The 26,571-nt window shown below is 73.4% G+C and carries 25 protein-coding genes and 1 tRNA gene; 20 read left to right on the top strand and 6 right to left on the bottom strand.

Translation table 11 applies throughout. The features are described from left to right. Positions 1-260 precede the first annotated feature (260 nt). A complete protein-coding gene (locus tag ACVWW9_RS12290) occupies positions 261-1,118 on the bottom strand; it encodes an exonuclease domain-containing protein (protein ID WP_456515753.1) in 858 nt (285 codons plus the stop codon). 48 nt (positions 1,119-1,166) lie between these two features. On the opposite strand from ACVWW9_RS12290, the gene ACVWW9_RS12285 reads away from it, so the two are divergent. Together ACVWW9_RS12285 and ACVWW9_RS12280 are read left to right on the top strand one after the other, a co-directional pair. Further along, positions 1,167-2,102: an alpha/beta fold hydrolase gene (locus ACVWW9_RS12285; RefSeq protein WP_456515752.1), complete on the top strand. Its 936-nt coding sequence runs from the start codon at positions 1,167-1,169 to the stop codon at positions 2,100-2,102. 4 nt (positions 2,103-2,106) lie between these two features. Next, positions 2,107-3,183 (top strand): glycosyltransferase family 4 protein, encoded by a 1,077-nt coding sequence (locus ACVWW9_RS12280; RefSeq protein WP_456515751.1) that lies wholly within the window; start codon positions 2,107-2,109, stop codon positions 3,181-3,183. A gap of 234 nt (positions 3,184-3,417) precedes the next feature. On the opposite strand, the gene ACVWW9_RS12275 is transcribed toward ACVWW9_RS12280, so the two are convergent. Continuing rightward, a complete protein-coding gene (locus tag ACVWW9_RS12275) occupies positions 3,418-4,230 on the bottom strand; it encodes a Sir2 family NAD-dependent protein deacetylase (RefSeq protein ID WP_354260756.1) in 813 nt (270 codons plus the stop codon). Between the two features lie 54 nt (positions 4,231-4,284). On the opposite strand from ACVWW9_RS12275, the gene ACVWW9_RS12270 reads away from it, so the two are divergent. Both ACVWW9_RS12270 and ACVWW9_RS12265 read left to right on the top strand, forming a co-directional pair. After that, entirely contained in the window at positions 4,285-5,109 is an 825-nt protein-coding gene (locus ACVWW9_RS12270) for a TrmH family RNA methyltransferase (RefSeq protein ID WP_456515750.1), read from the top strand. Continuing rightward, positions 5,106-6,377, top strand: coding sequence for a D-alanyl-D-alanine carboxypeptidase family protein (locus tag ACVWW9_RS12265; RefSeq protein WP_456515749.1), 1,272 nt, complete (start codon positions 5,106-5,108; stop codon positions 6,375-6,377). The genes ACVWW9_RS12270 and ACVWW9_RS12265 overlap by 4 nt, the downstream gene beginning before the upstream one ends. 26 nt (positions 6,378-6,403) lie before the next feature. Here ACVWW9_RS12265 and ACVWW9_RS12260 read toward each other — a convergent pair whose 3' ends face one another. After that, entirely contained in the window at positions 6,404-7,207 is an 804-nt protein-coding gene (locus tag ACVWW9_RS12260) for an SGNH/GDSL hydrolase family protein (protein WP_354260762.1), read from the bottom strand. Positions 7,208-7,309: 102 nt separating this feature from the next. Between ACVWW9_RS12260 and dinB the strand changes: the two genes are divergently transcribed. Genes dinB through ACVWW9_RS12245 form a run of 3 tightly spaced genes read left to right on the top strand, consistent with a single transcriptional unit; the run spans position 7,310 to position 10,055 of the window. Next, positions 7,310-8,569, top strand: coding sequence for a DNA polymerase IV (gene dinB / locus ACVWW9_RS12255; RefSeq protein WP_456515748.1), 1,260 nt, complete (start codon positions 7,310-7,312; stop codon positions 8,567-8,569). 47 nt (positions 8,570-8,616) lie between these two features. Then, positions 8,617-9,165 carry a dihydrofolate reductase family protein gene (locus tag ACVWW9_RS12250; RefSeq protein ID WP_456515747.1) on the top strand — a complete coding sequence of 183 codons (549 nt, stop codon included), beginning with the start codon at positions 8,617-8,619 and terminating at the stop codon, positions 9,163-9,165. After that, the gene (locus ACVWW9_RS12245; protein ID WP_456515746.1) at positions 9,162-10,055 is read left to right on the top strand and encodes an aminoglycoside phosphotransferase family protein; all 894 of its coding nucleotides are present in this window, start codon (positions 9,162-9,164) and stop codon (positions 10,053-10,055) included. The genes ACVWW9_RS12250 and ACVWW9_RS12245 overlap by 4 nt, the downstream gene beginning before the upstream one ends. A 15-nt stretch (positions 10,056-10,070) precedes the next feature. Here ACVWW9_RS12245 and ACVWW9_RS12240 read toward each other — a convergent pair whose 3' ends face one another. Next, positions 10,071-10,313 (bottom strand): PspC domain-containing protein, encoded by a 243-nt coding sequence (locus tag ACVWW9_RS12240; protein ID WP_456515745.1) that lies wholly within the window; start codon positions 10,311-10,313, stop codon positions 10,071-10,073. A 108-nt stretch (positions 10,314-10,421) separates the two neighbouring features. After that, positions 10,422-10,507, bottom strand: a tRNA-Leu gene (locus tag ACVWW9_RS12235). A 152-nt stretch (positions 10,508-10,659) separates the two neighbouring features. On the opposite strand from ACVWW9_RS12235, the gene ACVWW9_RS12230 reads away from it, so the two are divergent. From ACVWW9_RS12230 to ACVWW9_RS12220, 3 genes are read left to right on the top strand one after another with little or no spacing between them, the layout of a single operon-like run. Next, a complete protein-coding gene (locus ACVWW9_RS12230) occupies positions 10,660-11,952 on the top strand; it encodes a M20/M25/M40 family metallo-hydrolase (protein ID WP_456515744.1) in 1,293 nt (430 codons plus the stop codon). Between the two features lie 34 nt (positions 11,953-11,986). Next, positions 11,987-12,820 carry an undecaprenyl-diphosphate phosphatase gene (locus tag ACVWW9_RS12225; RefSeq protein WP_456515743.1) on the top strand — a complete coding sequence of 278 codons (834 nt, stop codon included), beginning with the start codon at positions 11,987-11,989 and terminating at the stop codon, positions 12,818-12,820. A gap of 13 nt (positions 12,821-12,833) precedes the next feature. Further along, positions 12,834-14,117, top strand: coding sequence for a cysteine--1-D-myo-inosityl 2-amino-2-deoxy-alpha-D-glucopyranoside ligase (locus tag ACVWW9_RS12220; protein ID WP_456515742.1), 1,284 nt, complete (start codon positions 12,834-12,836; stop codon positions 14,115-14,117). 210 nt (positions 14,118-14,327) lie between these two features. Here the strand turns inward: ACVWW9_RS12220 and ACVWW9_RS12215 are convergent, their stop codons facing one another. Further along, complete coding sequence (locus ACVWW9_RS12215; RefSeq protein WP_354260778.1) at positions 14,328-15,266, bottom strand: PAC2 family protein; 939 nt, start codon at positions 15,264-15,266, stop codon at positions 14,328-14,330. 124 nt (positions 15,267-15,390) lie between these two features. Here ACVWW9_RS12215 and ACVWW9_RS12210 point away from each other — a divergent pair, with 124 nt between their 5' ends. The 10 genes from ACVWW9_RS12210 to ACVWW9_RS12165 all read left to right on the top strand — a co-directional run bounded on the left by ACVWW9_RS12210 (position 15,391) and on the right by ACVWW9_RS12165 (position 25,962). Then, entirely contained in the window at positions 15,391-16,062 is a 672-nt protein-coding gene (locus ACVWW9_RS12210; protein WP_456515741.1) for an HAD family hydrolase, read from the top strand. Beyond that, the gene (locus ACVWW9_RS12205) at positions 16,059-17,117 is read left to right on the top strand and encodes a tRNA (adenine-N1)-methyltransferase (RefSeq protein ID WP_456515740.1); all 1,059 of its coding nucleotides are present in this window, start codon (positions 16,059-16,061) and stop codon (positions 17,115-17,117) included. Before ACVWW9_RS12210 ends, ACVWW9_RS12205 begins: the two co-directional genes overlap by 4 nt. Before the next feature lie 32 nt (positions 17,118-17,149). Beyond that, entirely contained in the window at positions 17,150-18,130 is a 981-nt protein-coding gene (locus tag ACVWW9_RS12200; RefSeq protein WP_456515739.1) for an FKBP-type peptidyl-prolyl cis-trans isomerase, read from the top strand. Between the two features lie 10 nt (positions 18,131-18,140). Next, positions 18,141-19,151: a helix-turn-helix transcriptional regulator gene (locus ACVWW9_RS12195; RefSeq protein WP_456515738.1), complete on the top strand. Its 1,011-nt coding sequence runs from the start codon at positions 18,141-18,143 to the stop codon at positions 19,149-19,151. Next, a complete protein-coding gene (locus ACVWW9_RS12190) occupies positions 19,148-20,101 on the top strand; it encodes a helix-turn-helix transcriptional regulator (RefSeq protein WP_456515737.1) in 954 nt (317 codons plus the stop codon). Before ACVWW9_RS12195 ends, ACVWW9_RS12190 begins: the two co-directional genes overlap by 4 nt. A gap of 71 nt (positions 20,102-20,172) precedes the next feature. Beyond that, on the top strand, positions 20,173-20,385 hold the full coding sequence (gene tatA / locus ACVWW9_RS12185; RefSeq protein WP_354260788.1) for a twin-arginine translocase TatA/TatE family subunit: 213 nt from the start codon (positions 20,173-20,175) through the stop codon (positions 20,383-20,385). Between the two features lie 4 nt (positions 20,386-20,389). After that, positions 20,390-21,175, top strand: a complete 786-nt coding sequence (gene tatC, locus ACVWW9_RS12180; protein ID WP_456515736.1) for a twin-arginine translocase subunit TatC — start codon at positions 20,390-20,392, stop codon at positions 21,173-21,175. Further along, positions 21,172-23,601, top strand: a complete 2,430-nt coding sequence (locus ACVWW9_RS12175; RefSeq protein WP_456515735.1) for a DEAD/DEAH box helicase — start codon at positions 21,172-21,174, stop codon at positions 23,599-23,601. Before tatC ends, ACVWW9_RS12175 begins: the two co-directional genes overlap by 4 nt. Next, positions 23,598-25,241 (top strand): apolipoprotein N-acyltransferase, encoded by a 1,644-nt coding sequence (lnt, locus tag ACVWW9_RS12170; protein WP_456515734.1) that lies wholly within the window; start codon positions 23,598-23,600, stop codon positions 25,239-25,241. The genes ACVWW9_RS12175 and lnt overlap by 4 nt, the downstream gene beginning before the upstream one ends. Continuing rightward, positions 25,234-25,962: a polyprenol monophosphomannose synthase gene (locus ACVWW9_RS12165; protein ID WP_456515733.1), complete on the top strand. Its 729-nt coding sequence runs from the start codon at positions 25,234-25,236 to the stop codon at positions 25,960-25,962. Before lnt ends, ACVWW9_RS12165 begins: the two co-directional genes overlap by 8 nt. Positions 25,963-26,571: the final 609 nt, after the last annotated feature.

The following is a 26,571-nucleotide window of genomic DNA, read 5'->3' as shown; positions in this document are numbered from 1 at the left end:
CTCCGATCGGCCTGAGCCCGTCGGCACCGCCCCGCGGCGGTCGGCACCGCCCTCAGCCCGATCGAGCGCACGCATCCGTCGTCTCGATACGCGCGGCGGCAAGCCGCCGCGATCCTCGACGAGCGTGTGGAGGCCATCCCTGCTGATCGAGTAGCACGCGGCCGCCAGGCCGCGCGCGTATCGAGATCATCGAGGCGGTGTCGTCTCGATACGCGCGGCGGCAAGCCACCGTGCTCCTCAACGAGCGTGTGGAGGTGCGACTAGCGGCGCAGCGGCCAGCCTCGGCCCGCACTGAACGACGGGTCGCTGCGGCGGCGGAACGCCTCGAAGTCGGCCGCCTGCTCCTCGGCCCAAGCCTCGGTGAGCTCGTGCAGCGAGATCGGGTCGATGCGCAGCTCGGGGAAGCGAGCCGTCATCGCCTGGGCCACCCGGCCGGCCGCGATCGCGTCGGCGCTCGCGTCGTGCGCGTCGAGCAGCTCGACGCCGTAGACCTCGGTCGCGACGGTCAGGGTGCGCTTGCCGCGCCGGAAGCGGTCGACGCGGCGATCGATCACCATCGGGTCGATCACCGGCCGCGCGACGATCGTGTCGAGGGCGTAGCGGCGGCACTCGGCGTCGAGCAGCGAGAAGTCGTAGGCGGCGTTGAACGCGCAGACGGCGAGCCCCTTGGCGAGGTGCGCCGCGATCGTGTCGCGGATCTCGCGGACCGCGCCCGCGGGCTCCGCACCCTCGGCCCGAGCACGCTCGGTCGTCACGCCGTGCACGGCGATCGACCCCTCGGGGATCTCGATCCCCGGGTCGACGATCCAGGACCGCTCCTCGACAACCTCGCCGGATGCGTCGAGCACCCCGACGTAGGCCGTCACGATGCGGGCCTCTGTCGGGTCGACGCCGGTCGTCTCGAGGTCAAAGACGACGAGCCGGTCGATCCAGCGATCGGGGGCGTCGGCGCTCACCTCGAGGATCGGACGCACGAGCGGCCGAGCGGCGGCGGCAGGCGTGCTCGACGCCGTCGATCCGGGCATCGCGTCGACGCGGACGTCGGCGACCGCGGCGTCCGCATGGCCCGCCATCGGGTCGCCCAGCGTCTCGGTGCTGCGGAGCTGGACGTCCGTCATGCGCTCACGGTAGCCGCCACCGCCCACACCCGCCGGTAGGCTCGGCGCGTGCCGATCGACTCCCCGTACCGGGCGCTCCTGGACGCCCTCCCGCAGCGCGAGCGGACGGCCGACATCGACGGCGTCGCGACCGCGGTCTTCGAGTACGGCCCCGACGACGCGCCTCCGATCGTCTTCGTGCACGGCTTCCGCGGCGACCACCACGGCCTCGAGCCGGTCGCCGCGCACCTCCCCGGCCTGCGCGTGATCGCCCCCGACCTGCCCGGCTTCGGGGTGTCGGATGCGCTGCCGCACGCGACGATCGACGCCTACGCCGCGTGGCTGCGCGCCTTCGTCGCCGCCGAGGCGGCGGCCGCGGGCCGCCCGCCCGTCGTGCTCGGGCACTCCTTCGGCTCGATCGTCGTCGCGCACGCCGCCGCCGGCGGCCTGGAGGCATCGCGCATCGTGCTCGTGAACCCGATCGCGACCCCGGCGCTCTCCGGCGCGAACCGCATCGGCTCGCTGCTCGCGCTCGGCTACTACCGCGCGGCAGCGGCGCTGCCGGAGCGTGCGGGCCTCGCCGTGCTCGGTGCTCCGCCCATCGTGCGCGGCATGAGCGCGTTCATGGCGAAGACCCGCGACCGCAAGCTCCGCGCCTGGATCCACGACCAGCACGACCGCTACTTCTCGCGCTACGCGTCGCGCCAGGCGGTGCTCGAGGCCTTCGACGCGTCGATCCGGCACACGGTCGGCGAGGTCGCGGGCCGCATCCGTCTGCCCGTGCAGCTCATCGCAGCCGACCTCGACGACATCACGCCGCTCGCGCAGCAGCACCGCCTGCGCGGCCTGCTGCCCGACGCGCGCCTCTCGGTGCTGCGCGGCGTCGGCCACCTCGTGCACTACGAGCAGCCGCGCGAGGCGGCTGCGATCATCCGCCGCTTCCTCGCGGAGCCGATCGAGCAGCCGGACGAGCCCGCCGCGCGCCACGACGAGCAGGGCCAGTAGCCGCGTGCGCATCCTCTTCGACTGCCGCTACGTGCGGCTCGAGCGGCACGACGGCATCTCGCGCTTCTCCGCCGAGCTCGTCGGCGAGCTCGCCCGCGACCACGAGGTGACGATGCTCGTGAACGACGAGCGGCAGCTGACGATGCTCCCGGCGCTCCCGCACGTGCTCGGGCCCTCGCCGACGGGACCGCTCGAGCCGCTGACGGCGTGGCGGCTGCGCCACGTCGAGGCCGACATCGCCTACTCGCCGATGCAGACGATCGGATCCGTCGGTCGCGCGTGGCCGCTCGTCACGACCGTGCACGACCTCATCTACTACCGCCACCCGACGCCGCCGCGGAACCTGCCCGCCCCTGTCCGCGGCCTCTGGCGGCTCTATCACGTCTCGTACGCACCGCAGCGGCTGCTGCTCGACGGTGCGGACGGGGTCGTCACCATCTCGGAGGCGACCCGCGCGCTCATCGAACGGCACCGGCTCACCCGCCGCCCGGTCGCGATCGTGCCGAACGCCGCGGCGCCGCTCGGCGCGCCCGTGACGCACGCGACGCCGCCCACCACAAGGCTCGTCTACATGGGCTCGTTCATGCCCTACAAGGACGTCGAGACGCTCGTGCGCGCCGCCGCGCTGCTGCCGGGGCACGAGCTGCACCTCTGCAGCCGCATCGACGCGGCGACCCGGGCACGCCTCGAGCGGGTCGCGCCGGGCGCATCCCTCGTCTTCCACGACGGCATCTCGGACGACGCCTACGCCGAGCTGCTGCGCAGCGCGACCGCGCTCGTGCACGCCTCGCGCGACGAGGGCTTCGGCATCCCGCTGCTCGAGGCCATGAGCCTCGGCGTGCCCGTCGTCGTGGCTGACACCGCGATCTTCCGCGAGGTCGGCGGCGAGGCGGCCAGCTTCTTCCCGGCGGGCGACGCGGATGCGCTCGCACGGGCCGTGCGGACGCTCGAGGGGGAGTGGGCGGCCCGGTCGCGCGCGTCGATGGAGCAGGCCGCGAGGTTCAGCTGGCGGGAGTCGGCGGCGCGGCTCGCCGTGTTCCTCGAGCGGGTGGCGGGGGAGGCGCGGGGGCGGAGGCGCTGACGGGCGGGGGCTGACGCCGCGCGTTTGACCTCGCGCAGTGTCGACCTGCTGCGGAAGTGTCGCGACACTGCAGCAGGAGCTCGACACTCGCCGGCTGAGGCCCGGGGTGAGGGCCACGGCCTGGTCTCGATACGCGCGGCTCCTTCGTCGCCGTGCTACTCGACCAGCAGGCGGGGGGCGCCGTGCTGCTCGACCAGCGGGTGGGCGCCGTGCTGCTCGACCGGCGGGCAGGGGTCAGAAGGGGGCGACGAGGGCGTCGGCGATCGCCGTGAGCGACTCGCTCGTGCCGCCCTCGACGCGGATCGCGGCGCGCGCATCCCAGCGCGTCTCGCCGCGGTTCACGATCACGATCGGCACCGCCGCCCGCCGCGCGACCTCGAGCAGCCGCGTGCCGGAGTTCACGACGAGCGACGAACCGGCGACCAGCACGGCGCTGCCGGCGGCGATGATGTCGCGCGCCTCGGCGAAGACCTTCGGCGGCACCGTCTCGCCGAAGAACACGACGTCGGGCTTCAGCACACCGCCGCACACCGGGCACGGCGGCACCTGGAACTCGTGCGACGCGTCGATCTCGACGTCGCCGTCGGGCTGCAGCCGCACCTGGTCGGGGATGACGATCCAGGGGTTGAGCCGCTCGATCTCGTCGGCGATGCGGTGCCGGTCGAAGGTCGTGCCGCACTGCAGGCACGAGACCGTGTGCATCTGGCCGTGCACGTGCGTGACGTTCGACGAGCCGGCGCGCTCGTGCAGGTCGTCGACGTTCTGCGTGGCGATGCCGGTGATGAGCCCCGCCTCTTCGAGCAGCGCGAGCGCGCGATGCCCGTCGTTGGGGTGCACCGAGGTGAAGCGCCGCCAGCCGAGGTGGCTGCCCGCCCAGTAGCGGCGACGCGCCGCCTCGCTCGAGCGGAACGTCTCGAACACCATCGGCGTGCGCGCCGGCGCGCCCTCGCCGCGGTAGTCGGGGATGCCCGAGTCGGTCGAGATCCCCGCGCCCGTGAGCACGGCGATCCGCTTGCCGCGGAGGAGGTCGATCGCTGCGTCGAGCACCCGGCCACACTACTCGCCGGTAGGCTGTCCCACCGGGGACCCGGGGGAGGGCGCATGCCGATCATCACGATCGACTCCCTCGACGACGCCCGTCTCGAGGACTACGTCGGGCTCACGGACGTCGCGCTGCGGCGCCGCACGGAGCCCGAGCGCGGGCTCTACATCGCCGAGTCGCAGACGGTGCTCGAGCGCGCGCTCGGTGCCGGCCACGAGCCGCGATCCGTGCTCGTCGCGCCGCGCTGGCTGCCGCAGGTCGAGGCGCTGCTCGGCGACCGCGACGTGCCGGTCTTCGTCGGCGAGGAGCCGGTCCTCGAGCAGATCACCGGCTTCCACCTGCACCGCGGGGCGCTCGCGGCGATGCAGCGGCCGGTGCTGCCGGATGTCTCGGCGCTGCTCGCGCACGCCCGTCGCGTCGTGGTGCTCGACGGCCTCGTCGACCACACGAACGTGGGTGCGGCGTTCCGCTCGGTCGCGGGCATCGGCGCCGACGCCGTGCTCGTGACCACCGCCTGCGCCGACCCGCTCTACCGCCGCAGCGTCCGGGTCTCGATGGGCACGGTGCTGCAGGTGCCCTGGACGCGCATCGACTCGCTCCCCGCGGCGATGCCCGCCTTCCACGACGCGGGGTTCGAGGTCGCCGCGATGGCGCTCCGCGACGACGCGGTCGACCTCGACGCCTACGCCGCGGAGGCGCCGGAGCGCGTCGCGCTCGTCTTCGGCTCGGAGGGTCCCGGCCTCGGCGCCCGCGCGATCCACGCGGCCGACCGGGTCGTGCGCATCCCGATGCACCACGGCGTCGACTCGCTCAACGTCGCCGCGTCGGCGGCCGTCGCCATGTGGGCGCTCCGCGCGCCGTCGACGACCGCGGGGCGACGGTGACGGCCGCTGCCGCGCGGCGGCGGACGCGCCGCACCCATCCGCTCGTCGTGCTGCTGCGCATCCTCGTCGCGATGGTGCTCGTCGCCGCCGTGCTGCTCGGCGTCGCCGTGCTGCTCGCGCCGACGCCGGTCGTGGCGGCGACCCCTGTCGAGACGAGCGCCGAGCCGCTGCCGGAGCCCGCGATCGACTGGCCCGCGGAGGCCCGCGCCGCCGGCTACGGCGTCGTCGGCATCGACGGCGCCCCGGACACCTGGGACGCCACCGGCAGCACCGAGTCGCATCCGATGGCGAGCGTCACGAAGCTCGTGACGGTGCTCATCGTGCTCGACGCGCACCCGATCACCGGGGACGACCGTGGCGCGACCATCACGCTCGACGGCGACGACGTCGCCGCGCAGTACCGCGCGCTCGCCGAGAACGCGCCGATCGCGCCCGTGTACGACGGGCTGCGGCTCACGCAGCGCGACCTCATCGAGTGGTCGCTCGTCGACTCCGCCGGCAACGCCATCTGGTCGCTGGCGAACTGGGCGTTCGGCGACATCGACGGCTTCCTCGCCGCCGCCGACGACTGGGCGGCGCGGCACGGCCTCGAGCACACCGACCTGGCGGATCCCGCGGGCCTCGAGGCGGGCAGCGTCTCGAGCGCGATCGACCTCACCCGCATCGCCCTGATGGCGGTCGAGGACCCGGTGGTGCTCTCGACCATCCAGCTCGAGTCGGTGCGCATCCCCGGGATCGGCATCGCGCCGAACACGAACCGCATCCTGGGTCAGCACGACATCGACGGCGGCAAGACCGGCACGCTCAAGGTGTGGGGGCGCAACCTGTTCGTCACCGCCGTGCGCGAGGTCGACGGCGTCGAGCGGCGAATTGTCGGCATCGTCATGGGCACGATCGCCGCCGACGAGACCGACGCGGCGATGATCCAGCTGCTCGAGAGCGTCTGGCCCAACTTCGCCGCCCGCACGATCCTCCCCGAGGGCACCGTGGTCGCCGAGTACCGGGCGCCGTGGGGCGCGGCGACGGATGCCGTCACGACCGGCGCGCTCGAAGCGCACGTGTTCGCCGACGACGCACCGGGATGGTCGGCGACCGCCGAGCCCATCGACGCGGGCTCGCCACCGAGCGCGGTGGGCGAGGTGCGGCTCGAGGTCGGCGACGTCGCCGCGCCGGTGCGCACGACCGAGCTGCTGCTCGCGCCCGACGGCTGGTGGCGGATCGCGAACGCCCCGCAGGTGCTGGGCTGGTACGGGGACTCGGAGCGGTAGGGCTCGGAGCGATAGGGCTCGGAGCGCTAGTCGTCGAGGTGCTGGAACGGCAGCACGGGGCCGGGCGTCGGACGCTTCGGATGGATGGTGTCGCCGGACGACTGACCACGCAGGCGGCGCACGACCCACGGCGCGAGGTGCTCGCGCGCCCAGTGCAGGTCGTCGAGCCGCACCCGCTGCCAGCTGCGCGCGGGCAGCGGCTCGGGCTCCATGGGCGTCAGCTGGTGCTGCACGCCGAGCGCGTCGAGCACGAGGATGGCGATCGCGTGGTGCCCGTAGGCCGAGAAGTGCAGCCGGTCGGGCGCCCACATGCGGGGCTGCTGCAGCTGCCGTGCCGACCACATGTCGGCGACGATCGCGCCGTGCTTCGCGGCGAGGCCGTGCAGGTTGGCGTTGTAGATGCCGACCTTGCCGCGGATGCCGCGCAGCACCGGCGTCATGGCGATGTCGGGGCCGTTGAAGAGCACGACCTGCGCGCCCGTCGCGGTGAGCGCCTCGAGCACCACGTCCATGCGCGCCGCGAGCGCGTCGGGGTCGCCGCCGGGGCGGATGAGGTCGTTGCCGCCCGCCGAGATGGTGATGAGGTCGGGCTCCAGCGCGACGGCCGGCTCGAGCTGCTCGTCGACGATCTGCTGCAGCAGCCGGCCGCGGATCGCGAGGTTCGCGTAGCCGAGCCCCGGGCTCGTGCGGGCGAGCTCCTCGGCCACGCGGTCGGCCCAGCCGCGCACGCCGTTCGGCAGGTCCGGCTCCTCGTCGCCGACCCCCTCCGTGAAGCTGTCGCCCAGCGCGACGTAGCGGGTGTACGGATGCTCCATGCCGGCGTGCTGCATGCCTCCATCCTGCACCGGGAGCGGGCTGGGCTGCACCGGGCAACCGTCCGCGCGCAGGCATGCGGCGGGCCGCATGTCTGCGGCCCGTGGGACGATGACGGGGTGAGCAAGCAGGACGGGTCCGATCGCCTCGTCTCGGGGCCCGACGTCGACGACACGACGGCGACCATCCTGCACGTCGACCTCGACGCCTTCTTCGCCTCGGCGTCGCTGCTGAGCCGGCCCGACCTCGTCGGCCTGCCGGTCGTGATCGGCCACGACTCGACCCGCTCGGTCGTCACCGCCGCGACCTACGAGGCGCGCAGGTACGGCGTGCACTCCGCGATGCCGATGGGGCGCGCGCTGCGGCTGTGCCCGAGCGCGGTCATCCTCGAGCCCGACTTCGGCCTCTACCAGCGGCTCTCGAAGCAGGTGATGGGCATCCTCGACGACGTCTCGCCCGACGTCGAGCGGCTCGGCATCGACGAGGCGTTCGTCGGGATCGCCGGCCTGCGACGGCTGTCGGGCGGCGCGAACCGCATCGGGCCGGCGCTGCGGGCCCGCATCCGCGCCGAGACCGGCCTCGTCGCCTCGGTCGGCGCGGCGGGCACGAAGTACGTCGCGAAGCTCGCGTCGTCGCGTGCGAAGCCCGACGGGATGCTCGTCGTGCCCGATGACGCGGTCGTCGGCTTCCTGCATCCGCAGCCCGTCTCGGCGCTCTGGGGCGTCGGCCCGAAGCAGCAGGAGCGGCTCGAGCGCTACGGCCTCAACACCGTCGGCGACGTCGCGCGCACCCCGCCAGAGCGCCTGGCGGCATGGTTCGGCCCGGCGACCGGCGCCCACCTCGCCGCGCTCGCGTGGGGGCGCGACTCGCGCACCGTGCAGGAGCGGGCGGAGCAGGAGCGCGGCCACGAGCAGTCGTTCGGTCACAACCACACCTTCCACCACGACATCACCGACCGTGCCGAGCAGCAGGGCGAGATCCTGCGCCTCGCGACCGGCGTCGGGCGGCGGCTCCGCGACGCGGGCGTCCAGGCTCGCACGGTGACGCTCACGGTGCGCTTCCACGACTTCCGCACGATCACGCGGTCGCGCACCCTGCCGGAGCCCACCGACGTGACGCGCGTGCTCGTCGAGACGGCGTGGTCGCTGCTCGAGGGGCTCGGGCCGATCCCGCCCGTGCGGCTGCTGGGCGTGCGCGCGAGCGGTGTGCAGGACGCCGCCGACCTCGGGCTGCTGTGGGACGACACCGCGACGTGGGGGAGCGCGGAGCGCGCGATGGACGCGGTACACGACCGCTTCGGCGCCGCCGCTGTGGCGCCCGCGAGCATGCTGCGGCGCGAGCGCAAGCGGGCCGACCTGGGGCCCTCGGGCGGCGACTGAGGCCGGAGGGCGTGCGCGTGCGCATCCGGCGGCCGTAGCCTCGCCGTGTGAGCCGGAGAGACGTCGTGGTGTGCCACCTGCTGTCGCTCGACGGCGTCGCCGAGGCGCCCGAGGAGTTCTTCGACGCATGGGGCGACGAGGCGGACGCCGCGGCCGCCGAGTGGTGCACGACGCAGGACGCCGTCGTGCTCGGGCGTCGCAGCTATGACGAGTGGGTGCGCTTCTGGCCGGGCAGCGACCTGGAGCCGTTCGCGTCGTTCATCGGCGCCGTCGAGAAGCACGTCGCCACCTCGGCGCCGCTGGACCCGCCGTGGTCGAACGCGCGGGCGATCGACGGCGACCTCGTCGAGGGCATCCGCCAGCTGCGCAGCCGGCCCGGGGGAGAGATCGGCGTGCATGCGAGCATCTCGGTCGCGCGGGCACTCCTGGCCGCAGGCGTCGTCGACCGGCTGCGACTGCTCGTCGCGCCGACGATCGTGGGGTCCGGGCGTCGGCTGCTCGACAGCCTGCCGCCGATGCGCCTCACGCCGATCCGCAGCGAGGTGACGCCGGGCGGCTGCCTGCTGCTCGACCACCGGGTCGCCCTCGCGCGATGAGCGAGGCGATCGACGGCGCGACGATCGACGCAGCGCTCGTGCGTGGGCTGCTCGCCGAGCAGTTCCCCGCGTGGGCTGCGCTGCCGCTCCGCCCCGTCGACGCAGGCGGCAACGACCACCGGATGTTCCGGCTCGGCGACGCGCTGAGCGTGCGGCTGCCGAGCGCCCCGGGCTACGTGCCGCAGGTCGAGAAGGAGCAGTCGTGGCTGCCGCGGCTCGCGTCGGCGGTGCCGCTGCCCATCCCCACCGTCGTGGGCGCCGGACGAGCCTCGGCGCGCTTCCCCGCCCCGTGGTCGGTCTACGGCTGGCTCGAGGGCGAGCCGGCATCGAGCGCCGCGATCGACGACCCCGAGCGCTTCGCCGCCGACCTTGCGCGCTTCCTGGTCGCGCTGCGCGGCGCCGACACCGCCGGCGCGCCGGCCCCCGGCCCGCACAGCGCCTTCCGCGGCGGCCCGCTCGAGCACTGGGACGACGAGATGCGCGACCTGCTGCTGCGCGTCGACGGCAGCGAGCGCGACGGCGCGGCCGGCATCTGGCGCGACGCGCTGGCCGCGCCCCACACCGGTCCGGCCACGTGGTTCCACGGCGACGTCTCGACGCACAACCTGCTCGTGCGAGACGGCGCGCTGTCGGCCGTCATCGACTTCGGCTGCTCGGGGGTCGGCGACACCGCGTGCGACACGGTGATCCTCTGGACCCACCCGCACGGCGCCGTGCGCGGCGTCTACCGCCGCGAGCTCGGGATCGGCGACGCGACGTGGGCGCGCGGGCGGGGCTGGGCGATCTGGAAGGCCCTCATCATGCTCGACAGCCGATGGCCGGCGCAGGTCGCGCTCGCGCGCCGCGTGCTCGCGCGCCGCGTGCTCGAGCGGCTGCTCGACGAGCGGTGAGCTGGCGCTGCGCCGTCAGCGGCGGCCGAGCCAGCGCTCGACGGGGATCGATCCGGTCTCGTTGGGCGTGAGCACCCAGATCACGAGGTAGAGGCCCCAGCCGACGACCGGCAGGGCGAAGAGCAGCAGCGTGAGGACGCGCACGATCCAGACGTTGATGCGCAGCTTGGCGGCGATGCCGCCGCAGATGCCGGCGAGCAGTCGCTGCGGGCCGCGGCGGAAGCCGGCGGAGCGGATGGTGTCGAAGACGGAGGCCATGGCGCGAGCGTAGCCGCGCCGGCCGAGCGTCGGCAGGGAGCGCTCTGCCGCGCAGCCGCACCCGGGAACGGGAAGAGGCCCGGAGCATCTGCTCCGGGCCTCTCTCTGTGCGCGAGGGGGGACTTGAACCCCCACGCCCTAATACGGGCACTAGCACCTCAAGCTAGCGCGTCTGCCATTTCCGCCACCCGCGCATGGTGTCGGATGCGCGTCTCCACGCATGTCTTCACCAGGTGTCGATCGGCAGTCCATCGCTGTACTGCACGACCGAGAGACGACTCTAGCACGGCGCTCGAGGGGTCGACGACCACCCGGGCGGCACCGTTCGGGCGGCTACCCTGGACGAGTGACCGACGGCCTCTCCCGCACCGCCCAGCTCGCCAGGGACCTCATCCGGTTCGACACCCAGAACTGGGGCGGTGGTCGCTCGTCGGGCGAGGCGGATGCCGCGGCGTACGTGGCCGAGGTGCTCGCGTCGATGGGCGTCGAGAGCCAGACGCTCGAGTCGGCGCCGGGTCGCGCGAGCGTCATCGCGCGCATCGAGGGCACCGACCCGTCGCTGCCGCTGCTCGTCGTGCACGGCCACCTCGACGTCGTGCCGGCCGACGCCTCCGAGTGGAGCGTCGACCCGTTCGCGGGCGAGATCCGCGACGGATGCCTGTGGGGCCGCGGCGCCGTCGACATGAAGCAGATGGACGCGATGATCCTCGCGGCCCTCGAGCGCATCCTCGCCGCCGGCCGCCGCCCGCGCCGCGGCCTCGTGATCGCGTTCTTCGCCGACGAGGAGGCTGGCGGCGAGTACGGCGCCCACTGGCTCGTGCGCGAGCACCCGGAGCTCTTCGCGGGTGCGACCGAGGCGATCAGCGAGGTCGGCGGGTACTCCGTCGAGATCGCCGGCACCCGTGCGTACCTGCTGCAGACCGCCGAGAAGGCGCTGCAGTGGATCCTGCTGCGCGCCCGGGGCACCGCCGCCCACGGCTCGCAGCACATGCGCGACAACGCCGTGACGAAGCTCGCGCGCGCGGTCGCCGACGTCGGGGCGCACGAGTTCCCCGTCGAGCTGACCGAGACGACGCGCGCCCTGATCGCGGGCGTCGCCGAGCTGCTCGGCGTCGAGGACGACGACCCGGATGCGGTCGCCGAGCGCACCGGCACGATCTCGCGCTTCCTGCGCTCGAGCCTGCGGCACACCGCCAACCCGACGATGCTCGAGGCCGGCTACAAGCACAACGTCATCCCCTCGGTCGCGGAGGCGCGCATCGACGTGCGCCCGCTGCCGGGACGGGAGGCGGAGGCGATCGACGCGATCCAGGCGATCGTCGGCGACGACATCGAGGTCGAGCTCGTGCACGGCGACGTCGGCATCGAGCACCCGTACAGCGGCGAGCTCGTCGAGGCGATGGCTGCGGCGCTCACCCGGCACGACTCGGAGGCACGCGTGCTGCCGTACATGCTCTCCGGCGGCACCGACAACAAGTCGCTCTCGGAGCTCGGCATCGCCGGCTATGGCTTCGCCCCCCTCAAGCTCACGCCCGACCTCGACTTCGCCGCGATGTTCCACGGCGTCGATGAGCGCGTGCCGCTCACAGCGCTCGACTTCGGCACCGACGTGCTCGAAGACCTGCTGCTGACGTACTGAGCCTCCGACCGACCGAACGACTGACCTGGGGACCATGGACTGGCTGATCGCGATTCTGCTCGGAGTGCTCCAGGGCGCCACCGAGTTCCTGCCCATCTCGTCGAGCGCACACCTGCGCATCGCCGGAGAGCTGCTGCCCGGGGCGGAGGACCCAGGCGCGACGTTCACCGCGATCACGCAGATCGGCACCGAGATCGCGGTCGTGGTGTTCTTCTGGCGCGACATCTCGCGCATCATCGCGAAGTGGTTCGGGTCGCTGCGCGGACGGGTCGCGAAGGACGACCCTGACGTGAAGATGGGCTGGCTCGTCATCATCGGCACGATCCCGATCGTGCTCGCGGGCGTGCTCTTCCAGGACCTCATCCGCGACCAGTGGCGGAGCCTGTGGATCACCGCCACGGTGCTGATCGTCTTCGGCATCATCCTCGGCCTGTGCGACATGCTCGGCAACCGCGTGAAGACGCTCGAGACGACCACGTACCGCGACGGCCTGCTCATCGGCCTCGCGCAGGTGCTCGCGCTCGTGCCGGGCGTCTCGCGCTCCGGCGCGACGACGAGCATGGGCCGCGCGCTCGGCTACGAGCGCCCCGCGGCCGCGAAGTACGCGTTCTTCCTCGCCGTGCCCGCCGTCTTCGGCGCCGGCCTGTACGAGACGGCGCAGGCGATCACCGAGCCGTCGTCGGTCGGCCTCGGCTGGGGTCCCACGATCGTCGCCACGATCGTCGCGTTCCTCGTCGGCATCGCGGTCATCAAGTGGCTCATGGCCTTCATCTCGCGCGGCAGCTTCCTGCCGTTCGTCATCTACCGCATCGCGCTCGGCGTGGTGCTGCTGGTCGCGCTGAGCGCCGGCTGGATCGACGCCCAGTGATCGGGGGCGTGCAGTGAGGTCCTGGCAGCGCGCCGAGGTGCCGTCGCTCGACGCGCTCGGGCAGGGCACGGGGGAGCGTCCGAGCGTGCACGACGTGCGGCGCGACGGCCGCGCGGTGATCCCCGCCGGCGGTCCGGAGGACCGGCCGGTCGCATCCATGTACACGTGCGGCATCACGCCCTACGACGCGACCCACCTGGGCCACGCGTTCACCTACCTCGCGTTCGACACGCTCACGCGCGTGTGGCTCGACGCCGGGCTGGAGGTGCGCACGGCGATGAACTCGACCGACGTCGACGACCCGCTGCTCGAGCGCGCCGCGCGCGACGGCGTGGACTGGCGCGAGCTCGCCGATCGGCAGCAGCAGCTGTTCCGCGGCGACATGGAGGCGCTGCGCATCCTGCCGCCCGACTCCTGGGTGGCGGTGACCGAGCGCATCCAGCCCATCGCCGAGGCGGTGCAGCGGATGCTCGACACCGGTGACGCCTACACGCTCCCGGCCGAGGGCGCGGTCGACGAGCACGGTGTCGACGTGCTCTTCGACTCGACGAAGCGGCGCCAGTTCCCGATGGGCACGGGCAGCCGCACCGGCGCCGACGAGATGCTCGAGCTCACGCGCGAGTTCGGCGGCGATCCCGATCGCCCCGGCAAGCGCTCGCCGCTCGACCCGCTGCTCTGGCGCGCCGAGCGCCCGGGGGAGCCCGCGTGGGACTCGCCGGTCGGCCGCGGGCGTCCAGGCTGGCACGTCGAGTGCACCGCGATCGCGATGGAGGAGCTCGGCGCGCCGTTCACGGTGGCGGCGGGCGGCCGCGACCTCCGCTTCCCGCACCAGGAGATGCAGGGGCACCACGCGCTCGCGCTCGGCGCGCCGATGTTCAGCGACGTGCGCCTCAACGCCGGGCTCGTCGCGTTCGAGGGCGAGAAGATGTCGAAGTCGCTCGGCAACCTCGTGCTCGTCTCGCGGCTGCTGCAGGAGGGCGCACGGCCCGCCGCGGTGCGGCTCGCGCTGCTCGACCACCACTGGCGCGAGGACTGGGAGTGGTTCCCGGAGATGCTCGAGGCCGCGGAGCAGCGGCTCGACCGCTGGCTCGCGTGGTCGACGACGCCCGACGACGACCCGTCGCTCGCGGAGTCGATCGTGCCGTGGCTCCGCGTGACGCTCGCCGACGACCTGCACACGCCGGCGGCGCTGCAGGCGGTGGATGCGTTCATCCTGCGCGCGCCCGCCGACGAGGGCAGCCTCGCCGCGATCGACGCGCTGCTGGGGATCGACCTGCGGAGCGTCGAGCCGCGCTGACGGGTGGCGTGAGCCGCGACGGGTGGGCTCACCCGCGAAGGGTGGTGTTGCAGCCCCACCTGTCGTGGGCGGCCCCACCGGTCGGCCGGTAGCCCGTCCGTTCCCGGCCCGCATCGCCCATGACAGGTGGGGTTGCCCGCGAGAGGTGGCCGTGCTGGCCCACTCGTCGTGGGCAGGGCCACCGCTCGGCGAGCGGTCCCACCGGGAGGGTCAGACCGGCGGCGCCGGCGGAGCGTCGTCGTCGTCGGCGGCCGCGGGCCCGTCCGTGGGCTTCTTGCTCTCGTCGCGCAGGAAGCGCTCGAACTCGTGGGCGATCGCCTCGCCCGACGCCTCCGGGCTCTCGACCGCGTCGCGCTGCTCCTCGAGCTTGCCGATGTAGGCGCGCATGTCGTCGTCGCGCTCGGTGAGCTCGTCGATCCCGCGCTCCCACTCGCCCGACTGCTCGACGAGGTCGCCGAGCGGGATCGTGACGTCGACCATCTCGGACAACTGGTCGACGAGCGCGATGACGGCCTTGGGCGCGGGCGCGTTGTGCACGTAGTGCGGCACGGATGCCCACAGCGACGCGGTGCGGACGCCCGCCTCCTGCGCCGCGAGCGACAGCACCGTCATGATGCCCGTCGGCCCCTCGTACTCGCTCTGCAGCACCCCGAGGCGCGCCTGCAGCTCACGGCTGTCGCTCGTGATCGACGTCGAGATGGGCCGGGTGTGCGGCACGTCGGCGAGCATCGCGCCGACGAACACGATCGCGTCGACCTCGCAGCCGCGCACGATCTCGAGGAACTCCGAGGCGTACGCGGTCCAGTTGCGGCTCGGCTCCGCACCGACGAGCGCGAAGATCTCGCCCTCGTTGCCGCTCGAGACGTCGAGCCCCGCGTCCTCGGCGAGCGCCTCGCGGCTCGACGGCTTGGTCGGCGCATAGGCGATCGTCGACGGCCACTGCAGCGCGCGCGTGCCGTCCTCGAGCGTGCGGACCACCGGCCGGTGCATCGCGAAGTCGACGAACTCGTCCGGTTCGATCTCGTCGAACGCCTCGAGCTCGCACGCCTCGATGAGCCGGCGCACCGCGCCGCTCGCCGCGTCGCCGGCATCCGTCCAGCCCTCGAACGCGACCACCATGATGCGGCCCTCGATCGGTCCTCGTGCCACGCCTGGCACCTCCTCCACGTCAAGCGCCGAGTCTACGCGCGCGCGGTGGCGCTGAGAGCGCGGAGCCCGACCCCGGAGCCACGGCCCGTCGGAGCCGCCGACCCCGCGCGACTAGGCTGGCTCGGTGATCTCGCCTGCCGCCGTGCTGTTCGACATGGACGGCACCCTCATCGACTCGGAGCCGTCGTGGATGGCCGCCGAGGCCCGCCTCGCCGCCGAGTTCGGCATCCCATGGACCGCCGACGACGCGGAGTCCCTTGTCGGCATCGACCTCTGGGACGGCGCCCGCGCGTTCATCGCCCGCGGCGTGCCGCTCGAGGCCGACGCCATCGTCGAGCGCCTCGTCAGCGAGGTGATCGCCGACCTCGGCGACACGCTGCCCGCCCGCCCCGGCGCGCTCGAGCTGCTGCGCCAGCTGCGGGAGCAGGGCGTCCCCGTCGCGCTCGTCACGATGTCGACCCGCGCGCTCGTCGACCGCATCGAGGCCGCATTCGCCGCGGCGCTCGGCACCGCGCCCTTCGACGCGACCGTCGCGGGCGACGAGTGCGAGCGCGGCAAGCCGCACCCCGAGCCCTACCTGCGCGGCGCGTCGCTGCTCGGCGTCGACCCGGTGGATGCGGTCGCGATCGAGGACTCGTTCACCGGCGTCGCGAGCGCGCTCGCCGCGGGCATCACCACGATCGGCGTGCCGCACGCCGTCGACGTCTCGCGCGTGCCCGGCGTCATCCACTGGCCCACCCTCGCCGGGCGCACCCCGGCAGACCTCGCGGCCGCGATCAGAGAGGCCCGCGCATGATGGGCAGGACCGGTCCCTTCCAGTGGGGCGACGTGGTGCAGGTCACCGGCCCGAAGCAGCGGATGAACACGATCGTGCTCACCGAGGGCAAGCAGCTCCACACGCAGCACGGCTCCGTGCCGCACGAGGACTTCGTCGGCGCCGACGACGGCTCGCTCGTCATGGTGGGGGAGGCCCCGCACCTCGCGATCCGCCCGCTGCTGCACGACTACGTCATGTCGATGCCGCGCGGCGCCGCGATCATCTACCCGAAGGACGCGGCGCACATCGTCGGCTTCGCCGACATCCACCCCGACCTCACGGTCGTCGAGGCGGGCGTGGGCTCCGGCGCGCTCTCGCTGTTCCTGCTCCGCGCACTGCACGGCACGGGCCGGCTCGTCTCGTTCGAGCGGCGCGAGGAGTTCCGCGCGGTCGCGGAGTCGAACGTCACCGGCTTCTTCGGCGGCCGCCCCGACAACTGGCAGACGGTGCTCGGCGACCTCGCCGAGGAGCTGCCGGCGCACGTCGCCGACGGCGAGGCCGACCGCGTGCTGCTCGACATGCTCGCGCCCTGGGAGTGCGTCGAGGCGACCGCGCGGGCGCTGCGGCCCGGCGGGCTCGTGCTCTGCTACGTCGCGACCGTCACCCAGCTCTCGCGCACCGTCGAGGCGATCCGCGCCGACGGCCGCTTCACGGCGCCGAAGTCGTCGGAGACGCTCGTGCGCGGCTGGCACGTCGAGGGGCTCGCGGTGCGCCCCGACCACCGGATGGTCGCGCACACCGGCTTCCTCATGACGGCCCGGCGCGTCGCCGACGGCGTCGACCTGCCGTCGTTCCGCCGCCGCGCCGCGAAGGCCGACTTCGCCGACGCCGACATCGAGGCGTGGACCCCTGGCGCGGTCGGCGACCGCACGCCGAGCGACAAGCGCGCCCGTCGGGCGGCGCGCGACGCGCGCATCCAGGCGGAGGCGATCACGAGCGGCGGGCGCCCTGCGGCCGCTGCCACGACGGCCCCGTCGACGCCTGCCGACCCGACCCCGCCGGACGCGGCCGAGTCGGCCGCGCAGGTAGACTGACCCGAGCCTCCCCGACCCCGAAAGGCACCGCCGTGCGCACACGCCCCCTCTCGATCGCCGCGCTGCTCGTCGCAGCAGCCGGCCTCACCGCGTGCCAGGCGCCTGCGGGCAGCATCGACGGCTGCGGGCCGCTCCTGCAGCCGGGCGCCGCGACGAGCCAGGTGAGCGTCGAGCAGGCGGAGGGCGCACCGACCGTCGAGTTCGAGATCCCGCTCGTCTCCGACGGCGACCAGGCGCAGGTGCTCGGCGGCGAGGGCAAGCGCGCGAGCGAGGGCGACATCGTCGACGCGGACTACGTCGTCTACTCCGGCAAGACCGGCGCCCTCATCTCCAGCTCCTACGAGGCGTCGGCCGAGGGCCAGCCGCCCGCGACCCCGCTGCGCCTCACGGCCGGCGGCGAGTCGGTGCTCGCCGACGCCGTCGCGTGCGGCGCTCCGGGCGCGAGCATCGTCGTGACGACCACCATCTCGAGCCTCTTCGGCCCGACGGCGGAGTCGCCGGAGCTCGACATCACGCCGGCCGACACCGCCGTCGTCGTGCTCGGCGTCAGCGACGTGCGCGCCGGCCGCGCCGAGGGCAGCGCACGCCCCGGCCAGCAGGGCATGCCCGCGATCGCGATCGCCCCCGACGGCCGCCCCGGCGTCACCTTCCCCGGCAGCCCCGCCCCCGCGGACCTCACCGTGATGCAGAGCATCCGCGGCACGGGCGAGGAGGTCGCCGAGGGCGACCGCCTGCTGCTGCACTACACCGGCATCGTCTGGGAGACCGAGGAGGTGTTCGACTCGTCGTGGGAGACGGGCGCGCCCGCGGTGTTCACGATCGACGACGCCAGCCTCATCCCCGGATTCGTGGATGCCGTGGTCGGCCAGCCGATCGGCAGCCAGGTCGTGGTCTCGATCCCGCAGGAGCTCGGCTACGACGACCCGGCGACGCGCCCCGCGTCGATCGGCGAGGGCGAGCACCTCCTGTTCGTGATCGACATCCTCGACCGTCTCGAGCCCGCCGCCGAATGACCGCGAGCTGATGGCACGCATCGAGGCCGAGGAGCGGCAGTTCTCGCTCCTGCTCGCGCTCGTCGACACGCGCGGCGGCGTGACGAAGCACGAGCTCTTCGAGCGCGTCGCCGGCTACCAGGGGCAGCGACCGGGTGACGCGCTCGAGCGCATGTTCGAGCGCGACAAGGATGCGCTGCGCGAGCTGGGCATCGTCATCGACGTCGTGCAGCCCCCGGGCGACGACAGCAACCACGACGCCCGCTACCGCGTGCTCGACGGCGTGCTCGGCGATCCCGCCGAGCTGCAGTTCGACGCGGAGGAGCGCGAGCTGCTCGACCTCGCGCTGCGCGTCTGGCACGAGGGCGGCCTCACCGAGGAGGCGCAGCGCGCCGCGCTCAAGCTGCGCGCCGACCCCGAGTTCCGCGGCGGCCTGCCGCTCGAGCGCACCCCCGGCCGCAGCGAGGCGGCCGACGTGCTGCAGCCGCGCCAGCGCCCGCGCGAGAGCGCGTTCCAGGCGCTGAAGCGCGCCGCCGATCGCGGCCGCGAGGTGGTCTTCGACTACCTGAAGCCGGGCGAGCGCACGCCGCGCACCCGCACGGTGCAGCCCTGGGCGACCGTGCTGTTCCGCGGTCGGTGGATGCTCGTCGGCCACGACCTCGGCGCGGAGGACACCCGCACGTTCCTCATGCAGCGCATCGTCTCGCCGGTGCGCGACCGCGCGCCGAAGCGGCCGTTCGAGGCGCCCGCCGACGCGGCGTCGGCGGCGATCGAGAAGCTCGAGGAGATCTGGCGCGCCGCGACGGTGCGCGTGCTCGCGGTGCCCGGCAGCGACGCAGACATCCGCCTGCGCCACCGGCCCGACACCGCCGAGGAGGGCAGGCTGCTCGTGATCCACCACGCCGACCGGCACGTCGTCGCCGACGAGCTCGCCGGCTTCGGCGCCGACATCGCGGTCGTCTGGCCCGACGAGCAGCGCGAGCTCGTGCGCCAGCGGCTCGAGCGCATCCGCGACGCCCACGCCGACGGGAGCGGCTCGTGAGCGCCGGTCGCGTCGAGCGCGGACTCGGGCTGCTGCTGTCGCTCATCCAGTACGTCAGCGCCTCGGGCTCCGCCTCCGTCGACGAGGCGGCACGCCACTTCGGCGTCGACCAGGAGCGCATCCGCGAGGCGGTGCAGCGGGTGTTCATGTCGGGCGTGCCCGACGGCGCCGGCGACTTCGTGCGCTTCGACATCGACGTCGACGCGTTCGAGGAGCAGGACATCATCGCAGTGACGATGCGGCCCGCCTTCGAGGACGAGACGCTGCGGCTCTCGCCGCGCGAGGCGAGCGCGCTCATCGCGGGGCTCGCGCTCGTCGCCGGTTACACCGACGCATCGCCCGAGCGCGTCGAGGCGCTGCGCGCCAAGCTCCGCCGTGCCGCGTCGACGGGCGCCGACACCGTCGCGGTCGATGCCCGCGCCGTGCCGCGCACCGCGCAGGTCGTGCGCGATGCCATCCGCGACCGCCGGGTGCTCGCGATCGACTACCGCAAGCCCGGTGAGGGCAGCTCGCGTCGCCGCGTCGCCCCCGTGCGCCTGCAGCTGCGCGAGGGGCAGGTCTTCGTCGAGGGCGTCGACCTCGACCGGCAGGGGATGCGCACGTTCCGCCTCGACCGGATCGAGTCGATCGAGGCGGTCGGCGACGCGTGGCCCGAGCAGCTGCCCCCGCACGAGCGGGTGGTCGCCGGCACGGCGCAGGTCGTCGCGACGCGCGCGGCGGCGGCGATGCTCGCCGACTACGACACGAGCGAGCCCGTCTCGATCGACGGCGAGCGCGTGCGGCTCGACATCGAGGTCTGGAGCGAGCCGAGCGTGCTGCGCGCGGTCGCCGCGTGCGGCGGCGACGCCGAGATCGTCGCGCCAGCGAGCCTGCGCCGCGCGATGCACCGCTTCGCGGTCGAGGCGCTGCGCGGCGCCGATGACGGCGCCGACGGCGCGCAGCCCGCCTGAGCGCGGAAGCGTCGCCCGCGCACGCGGGCCGGTAGGATGGGTGCGTAGGGCAGACGACAGGGGAAACGATCATGGGCGGCTTCTTCAACAACGCGGCATCGCATTGGTGGATCATCCTGATCATCGTCGTGCTCATCTTCGGCGCGACGAAGCTCCCGGCACTCGCGCGGAGCATCGGTCAGTCCGTGAACATCCTGAAGAAGGAGGTCAAGGGCGACGACGCCACGGCCCCCTCCTCGAGCCCGGAGACCGACGACACCGCGTCCAGCACCGACCGGAAGTAGGCGGATGGCCCGCAGAGGCCGCATCGAGAACCCCCAGGGCCGGATGCCGCTAGCCGGGCATCTGCGCGAGTTCAAGCGGCGCTTCCTCATCGCAGGCATCGCCTTCGGGGTGTGCGCGATCGTCGGCTTCTTCCTCGCGGCCCCGGTGCTGCAGCTGCTGAGTTCTCCGCTCGACGACCTGCGCGCCCAGGGCCTCGCCGTCGACCTCAACATCACGAACGTCACGCAGGCGTTCGACGTGCAGATGCGCATCGCGTTCATGCTCGGCATCATCCTGTCGAGCCCCATCTGGCTGTGGCAGCTGCTCGCGTTCATCGTGCCGGGCCTGCGCAGCGTCGAGCGGCGCTACGTCTTCGGCTTCGTCGGCGCCGCCGTGCCGCTCTTCATCGGCGGCTGCCTGACGGGCTGGTACGTGCTGCCCCGCATCATCAGCCTGTTCGTGGGCTTCACGCCCGCGGGGTTCAGCGCCTACCTCGGCGCGCAGGACTACTGGGACTTCTCGTTCAAGCTCGTCTTCGCGGTCGGCGTCGCCTACGTGCTGCCGGTCATCGTCGTCTTCCTCAACCTCGCCGGCGTCTACGAGGGGACGACCATCCTCAAGGGCTGGCGCTGGGCCGTGCTCGCCGCGACCCTCTTCGGCGCCTTCGTCACGCCCGCGGGGGAGGTGCTCAGCATGTTCATCATCGCCGTGCCGATGATCGTGCTGTACTTCGCCGCCGCCGGGTTCGCCCTCATCGTCGATCGCCGGCGCGCGAAGCGCGCGCTGGCCGAGGAGAGCCGAGTCGCATGAGCCACGCCACCGACGCCTTCGCCCGGGCCATGCCCTTCGGCCTCGACCCCTTCCAGCGGGAGGCGTGCGAGGCGATCGAGGCGGGATCGAGCGTGCTCGTCGCCGCGCCGACCGGCGCCGGCAAGACCGTCGTGGCGGAGTTCGCGATCCACATGACGATGGAGGCGCCGACCGGCCGCGTCTTCTACACGACGCCGATGAAGGCGCTGTCGAACCAGAAGCACCGCGAGCTCACCGAGGTCTACGGCCCCGCATCCGTCGGCCTCCTCACCGGCGACACCTCCATCAACGGCGACGCCCGCATCGTGGTCATGACGACCGAGGTGCTGCGCAACATGCTCTACGAGGGTCGCGACCTGACCGAGCTCGAGTACGTCGTGATGGACGAGGTGCACTACCTCGCCGACCGCTTCCGCGGCGCCGTGTGGGAGGAGGTCATCATCCACCTCCCGCGCCACGTGAGGATGGTCTCGCTCTCGGCGACGGTCTCGAACGCGGAGGAGTTCGGCGCCTGGCTCGACGCCGTGCGCGGCGACACCCGCGTGATCGTCAGCGAGCACCGGCCGGTGCCGCTCGACGCGCACGTGCACATCCGCGGCCGGCTCGTCGACCTCTTCGACTCGAAGGCGGGCGAGGAGTCGCACAAGCCCGGCCGCGAGCTCGTCGAGCTCGCGCGCGGCAGCGACATCGCCGATTCGGCGTCGCACGGCCACCGCGACCGGGGCGGCCACAACCGCTACCGCTCGCGGCGCCCGACGAAGGGCGGCCACCGCCCAGGGCCGGGACCAGGCAGGGGCCGTGGCGGCTTCGGCGGCCGGGTGGACCGCGTCGAGCTCATCGCGATGCTCGACGACCGGCAGATGCTGCCGGCGATCGACTTCATCTTCTCCCGCGCCGGGTGCGACGCGGCCGTGCGGCAGGTCGTCGAGGGCGGCGTGCGGCTCACGACGCCCGAGGACCGCGCCGAGATCCGCGCCATCGTCGACGAGCGCTGCCGGCTGCTCGACGACGCCGACCTCGGCGTGCTCGGCTACTTCGACTGGCTCGACGGGCTCGAGCGCGGCGTCGCCGCGCACCACGCGGGACTGCTGCCGGTGTTCAAGGAGGTCGTCGAGGAGCTCTTCCGCGCGCGGCTCGTCAAGGTCGTCTTCGCGACCGAGACGCTCGCGCTCGGCATCAACATGCCGGCGCGCACAGTCGTGCTCGAGCAGCTCGAGAAGTTCAACGGCGAGGCCCGCGTGCGCATCACGCCGGGGGAGTACACGCAGCTCACCGGCCGCGCCGGTCGCCGAGGCATCGACACCGAGGGCCATGGCGTGGTCGTCTGGAACGGCGCCCTCCAGCCCGCGGAGGTCGCCGGGCTCGCCTCCCGCCGCACCTACCCGCTGCACTCGAGCTTCCGCCCGACCTACAACATGGCGGTCAACCTCGTCGACCGGCTCGGCGTCGTCGGCACCCGCGAGGTGCTCGAGACGTCGTTCGCGCAGTTCCAGGCCGACCGCTCGGTCGTGCAGCTCGCCCGCCGCGTCGTCGACCAGCGCGCGAGCCTCGCCGGCTACGAGGAGTCGATGACGTGCCACCTCGGCGACTTCCGCGAGTACGCCCAGCTGCGGCGCGAGGTGACCGACCTCGAGCGGGACGACCAGCGGCAGGGCCTCAGCCACGGCGACCACGAGCGGCTGCAGCGCGAGCTGAAGCGCGTGCGCGCGGCGATGCGCGCGCATCCGTGCCACGCGTGCCCGGACCGCGAGCAGCACGCCCGCTGGGGCGAGCGCTACTGGCGGCTGCGCCGCGACATCGAGAAGGCGGAGCGGCAGATCGACCGCCGCACCGGCCAGGTCGCGGAGCGCTTCGACCGCATCACCGAGATCCTCCGCGAGCTCGGCTACCTCGAGCAGACCGCCGACGGCGAGCGGGTCTCGGCCGCGGGCGACGTGCTGCGCCGCATCTACGGCGAGCGCGACCTGCTGACCGCCGAGAGCCTCCGCCAGGGCCTGTGGACCGGGCTCGACGCGCCCGCGCTCGCCGCGATCGCCTGCGCGCTCGTCTACGAGGGCAGGCGCGACGACGGCATGCTGCCGGAGCGGATGCTGCCGAAGGGGCCGTTCCTCGACGCGCTCGACGCGACCCAGCGGCTCTGGGCGCAGCTCGACGACCTCGAGCAGGGCCACCGACTGCCCGGCACCCTGCCGCTGCAGACGGGGCTCACCCTCGCGATGCATCGCTGGGCGCGCGGCTACCAGCTCGAGGCCGTGCTGCAGGACACCGAGCTCGCCGCCGGCGACTTCGTGCGCTGGACGAAGCAGACCATCGACGTGCTCGAGCAGCTCGAGCAGGTGGCGCCGAAGCGCCTCTCGCGCACAGCGGGCGAGGCCGTCGACCGCATCCGTCGCGGCGTCGTCGAGGCGTCCGGGTCGGCGCTGTGAGCGCCTCGCGCACCGGCGCGGAGCCGAGCGCCGCGGCCCCCGCAGCGCGGCCGAGCCCTGCGGGCGCAGCGGCGACGCTCCGCCTCCGCGCCCGCCAGCCCCTGCCGCTCGCCTACGCGTGGGCAGCGGCCATCCTCGGCGGCGCGCTGCTGCCGTTCGCCTTCCAGCCGTTCGACTGGTGGTTCCTCGTGGTGCCGGCGGTCGCGCTCGCGCTGGCGTCGCTGCGCGGCCGCTCGCTGCCCTCCGCGTTCTGGATCGGCTTCACCACCGGCGCCATCTTCTTCCTGCTCCACATCCAGTGGATCACCGTCTACCTCGGCGCCGTGCCGCTCGTCGCCCTCACCGCCTGGATGGCGGTCTGGTGGGGGCTGGGGGGCATGGCCCTCGCGCTCGCGTGGCGCTGGGGCGAGCCGCGCCTGCAGCGGCCGCTCGGCGCCTTCCTCGGCATGCCGGCGCTGCTCGGCGCCGTCTGGACGCTGCGCGAGTCCCTGTCGTCGAGCGTGCCGTGGGGCGGCTTCGCATGGGGCAGGCTCGCGCACACGCAGGCGTCGAGCCCGCTCGCCGACACGACGAGCTGGATCGGGTTCGCCGGCCTGACGTTCGTGCTGGCGGCGCTCTCGGCGCTGCTGCTGCAGCTCGTGCTGCACCACCGCACCATCCTGCGTCGGCGGCTGACGATCGCGGCGGCAGCGCTGATCGCGGTCGTCGCGATCCCGGCGTTCCCGGTCGAGACGACCGGCAGCATCCGCGTCGGTGCGGTCCAGGGCGCGAGCGAGGCCGGCCTGCTGGCGCCCTACACGCGCGGCGAGATCCTGCGGGAGCACGTCGACGCGACCGGGCTGCTCGCCGGTGAGGACCTCGACCTGCTCGTCTGGCCCGAGAACGCGGCCGAGTTCTACGCCGACGAGGACCCGGCGACGCTCGCCGCGCTCGACCGGGTGGCGACGGCGTTCGACGCGCCGCTCGTCGTCGGCTCGGTGACGCGCGATGGCGACGAGACCTACAACGCGCTGCTGCAGGTCGAGCCGGGGGAGGGCGCGGTCGCGGAGTACCGCAAGCGCCACCCGGTGCCGTTCGCCGAGTACCTGCCGGAGCGCTGGCTGTTCGAGCCCATCCTCGACGCGCTCGGCTTCCTCGAGCTCATCCCGCGCGACTTCTCGGTCGACCCCTCGAGCGCCAACGCCTTCGACGTGGCCGGCGTCTCGGCCGGGCTCGCGATCTGCTTCGACATCATCGACGACCAGCTCGCCAGGGAGATGGTCGCGACGCACGGCGCCGAGATCATCCTCGCGCCGACGAACAACGCCGACTTCGGCCGCGGCTCTGCCGAGAACGTGCAGCAGCTCGCGATCGCGCAGCTGCGCGCCGTCGAGGCGGGCCGCGCGCTCGTGAACATCTCGACGGTCGGCACGAGCGCGATGATCGCGCCCGACGGCACCGTCATCGACCGGCTGCAGCAGTACGAGCCGGGAGCCATGCTCGAGGACCTGCCGCTCTCGACGACCGTCACTCCCGGCATCCGTCTGGGAGCATGGGTCGACGCGGCGCTGTGCATCGGTGCCGCGCTCGCACTGGCCGGGCTCGCGATCGCGAGCCGCGGGCCCCGGCGCAGCACCGACCGAAGGAGCGCGGATGCCTGACGTGATGATCGTCGTCCCGACCTACAACGAGATCGAGACGCTCGAGCGCACGGTCGGCAGGCTCCGCCAGTCGGTGCCCCACGCCGAGCTCGTGATCATCGACGACGGCAGCCCCGACGGCACCGGCGAGCTCGCCGACCGGCTCGCGAAGGGCGACGCAGGCACGCTCGTGGTCCACCGCCAGGAGCGCGGCTACCGCTCCGCCGTGATCGAGGGCATGCGCTTCGCCATGGCGCGCGGCGCGACCAAGGTCGTGGTCACCGACGCCGACGGCTCCTACGACGCCGACGACCTGCCGGAGCTGCTCGCGGTCTCCGCTGGCGGCGTCGACCTCGTGATCGGCTCGCGGTTCGTCGAGGGCAGCGACGTGCGCAACATGGGCCTGCGCCGACGCGTGCTGTCACGCATCGGCAACGCCTACGCGCGCGGGATGCTCGCCACCGGCGTGCAGGACCTCACGAGCTCGCTGCGCGTCTACCGCACGCGTGTGCTCGAGCACGTCGACCTCGACGCGATCCAGGTCGACGCCTACGCCTTCCAGATCGCCATGGCCGTGCGGGTCGCGCAGGCGGGCGGCACGATCGCGGAGGTGCCGATCGGCTTCATCGAGCGTGCGGTCGGGGCCTCGAAGATGCGCCTCGCGGAAGAGCTCGCCACCCTCGGCGCGGTCACGAAGTGGTCGCTCGCCGGCGTGCGCGCGCTCCCGAAGGCGCCCCGCTAGCGCGACGCCGCCCACAGGCACCCGGCATTGCCCCGAGTGGTCATTCCCGCACCTGAGTGGTCACTCCCGCACCTGAGTGGTCACTCCCGCGGGTGAGTGGTCACTCCCGCGGGTGAGTGGTCACTCCCGCGCGTGAGTGGTCACTCCCGCGCGTGAGTGGTCACTCCCGCGCGTGAGTGGTCACTTCCGCGGGTGAGTGGTCACTCCCGCGGGTGAGCGGTCACTCCCGCGGGTGAGTGGTCACTCCGGCGCGTGAGTGGTCACTCCCGCGGGTGAGCGGTCACTCCCTCCGGGGAGCGGGCACAATGCGTCGGGATGGCTTGGCCGGGATGACCGCGACCCACCCACCGGGTGCATCGGTCACCTTCAATGACGCTCACGGCCCCCAGCAGCGAGTCACATCCCGGAATGACCGCTCACATGCCGGAGTGACCACTCACATGCCGGAGTGACCACTCACATCCCGAAGTGACCACTCACATCCCGAAGTGACCACTCACATCCCGAAGTGACCACTCACATCCCGAAGTGACCACTCAGGCGCCGGAATGACCACTCACATCTCGGAGTGACCACTCACGCGCCGGAGTGACCACTCACACGCCGGAG

This window comes from Agrococcus sp. UYP33 (genome assembly GCF_054060915.1).
This window is presented reverse-complemented; position numbering and strand designations above follow the sequence as displayed.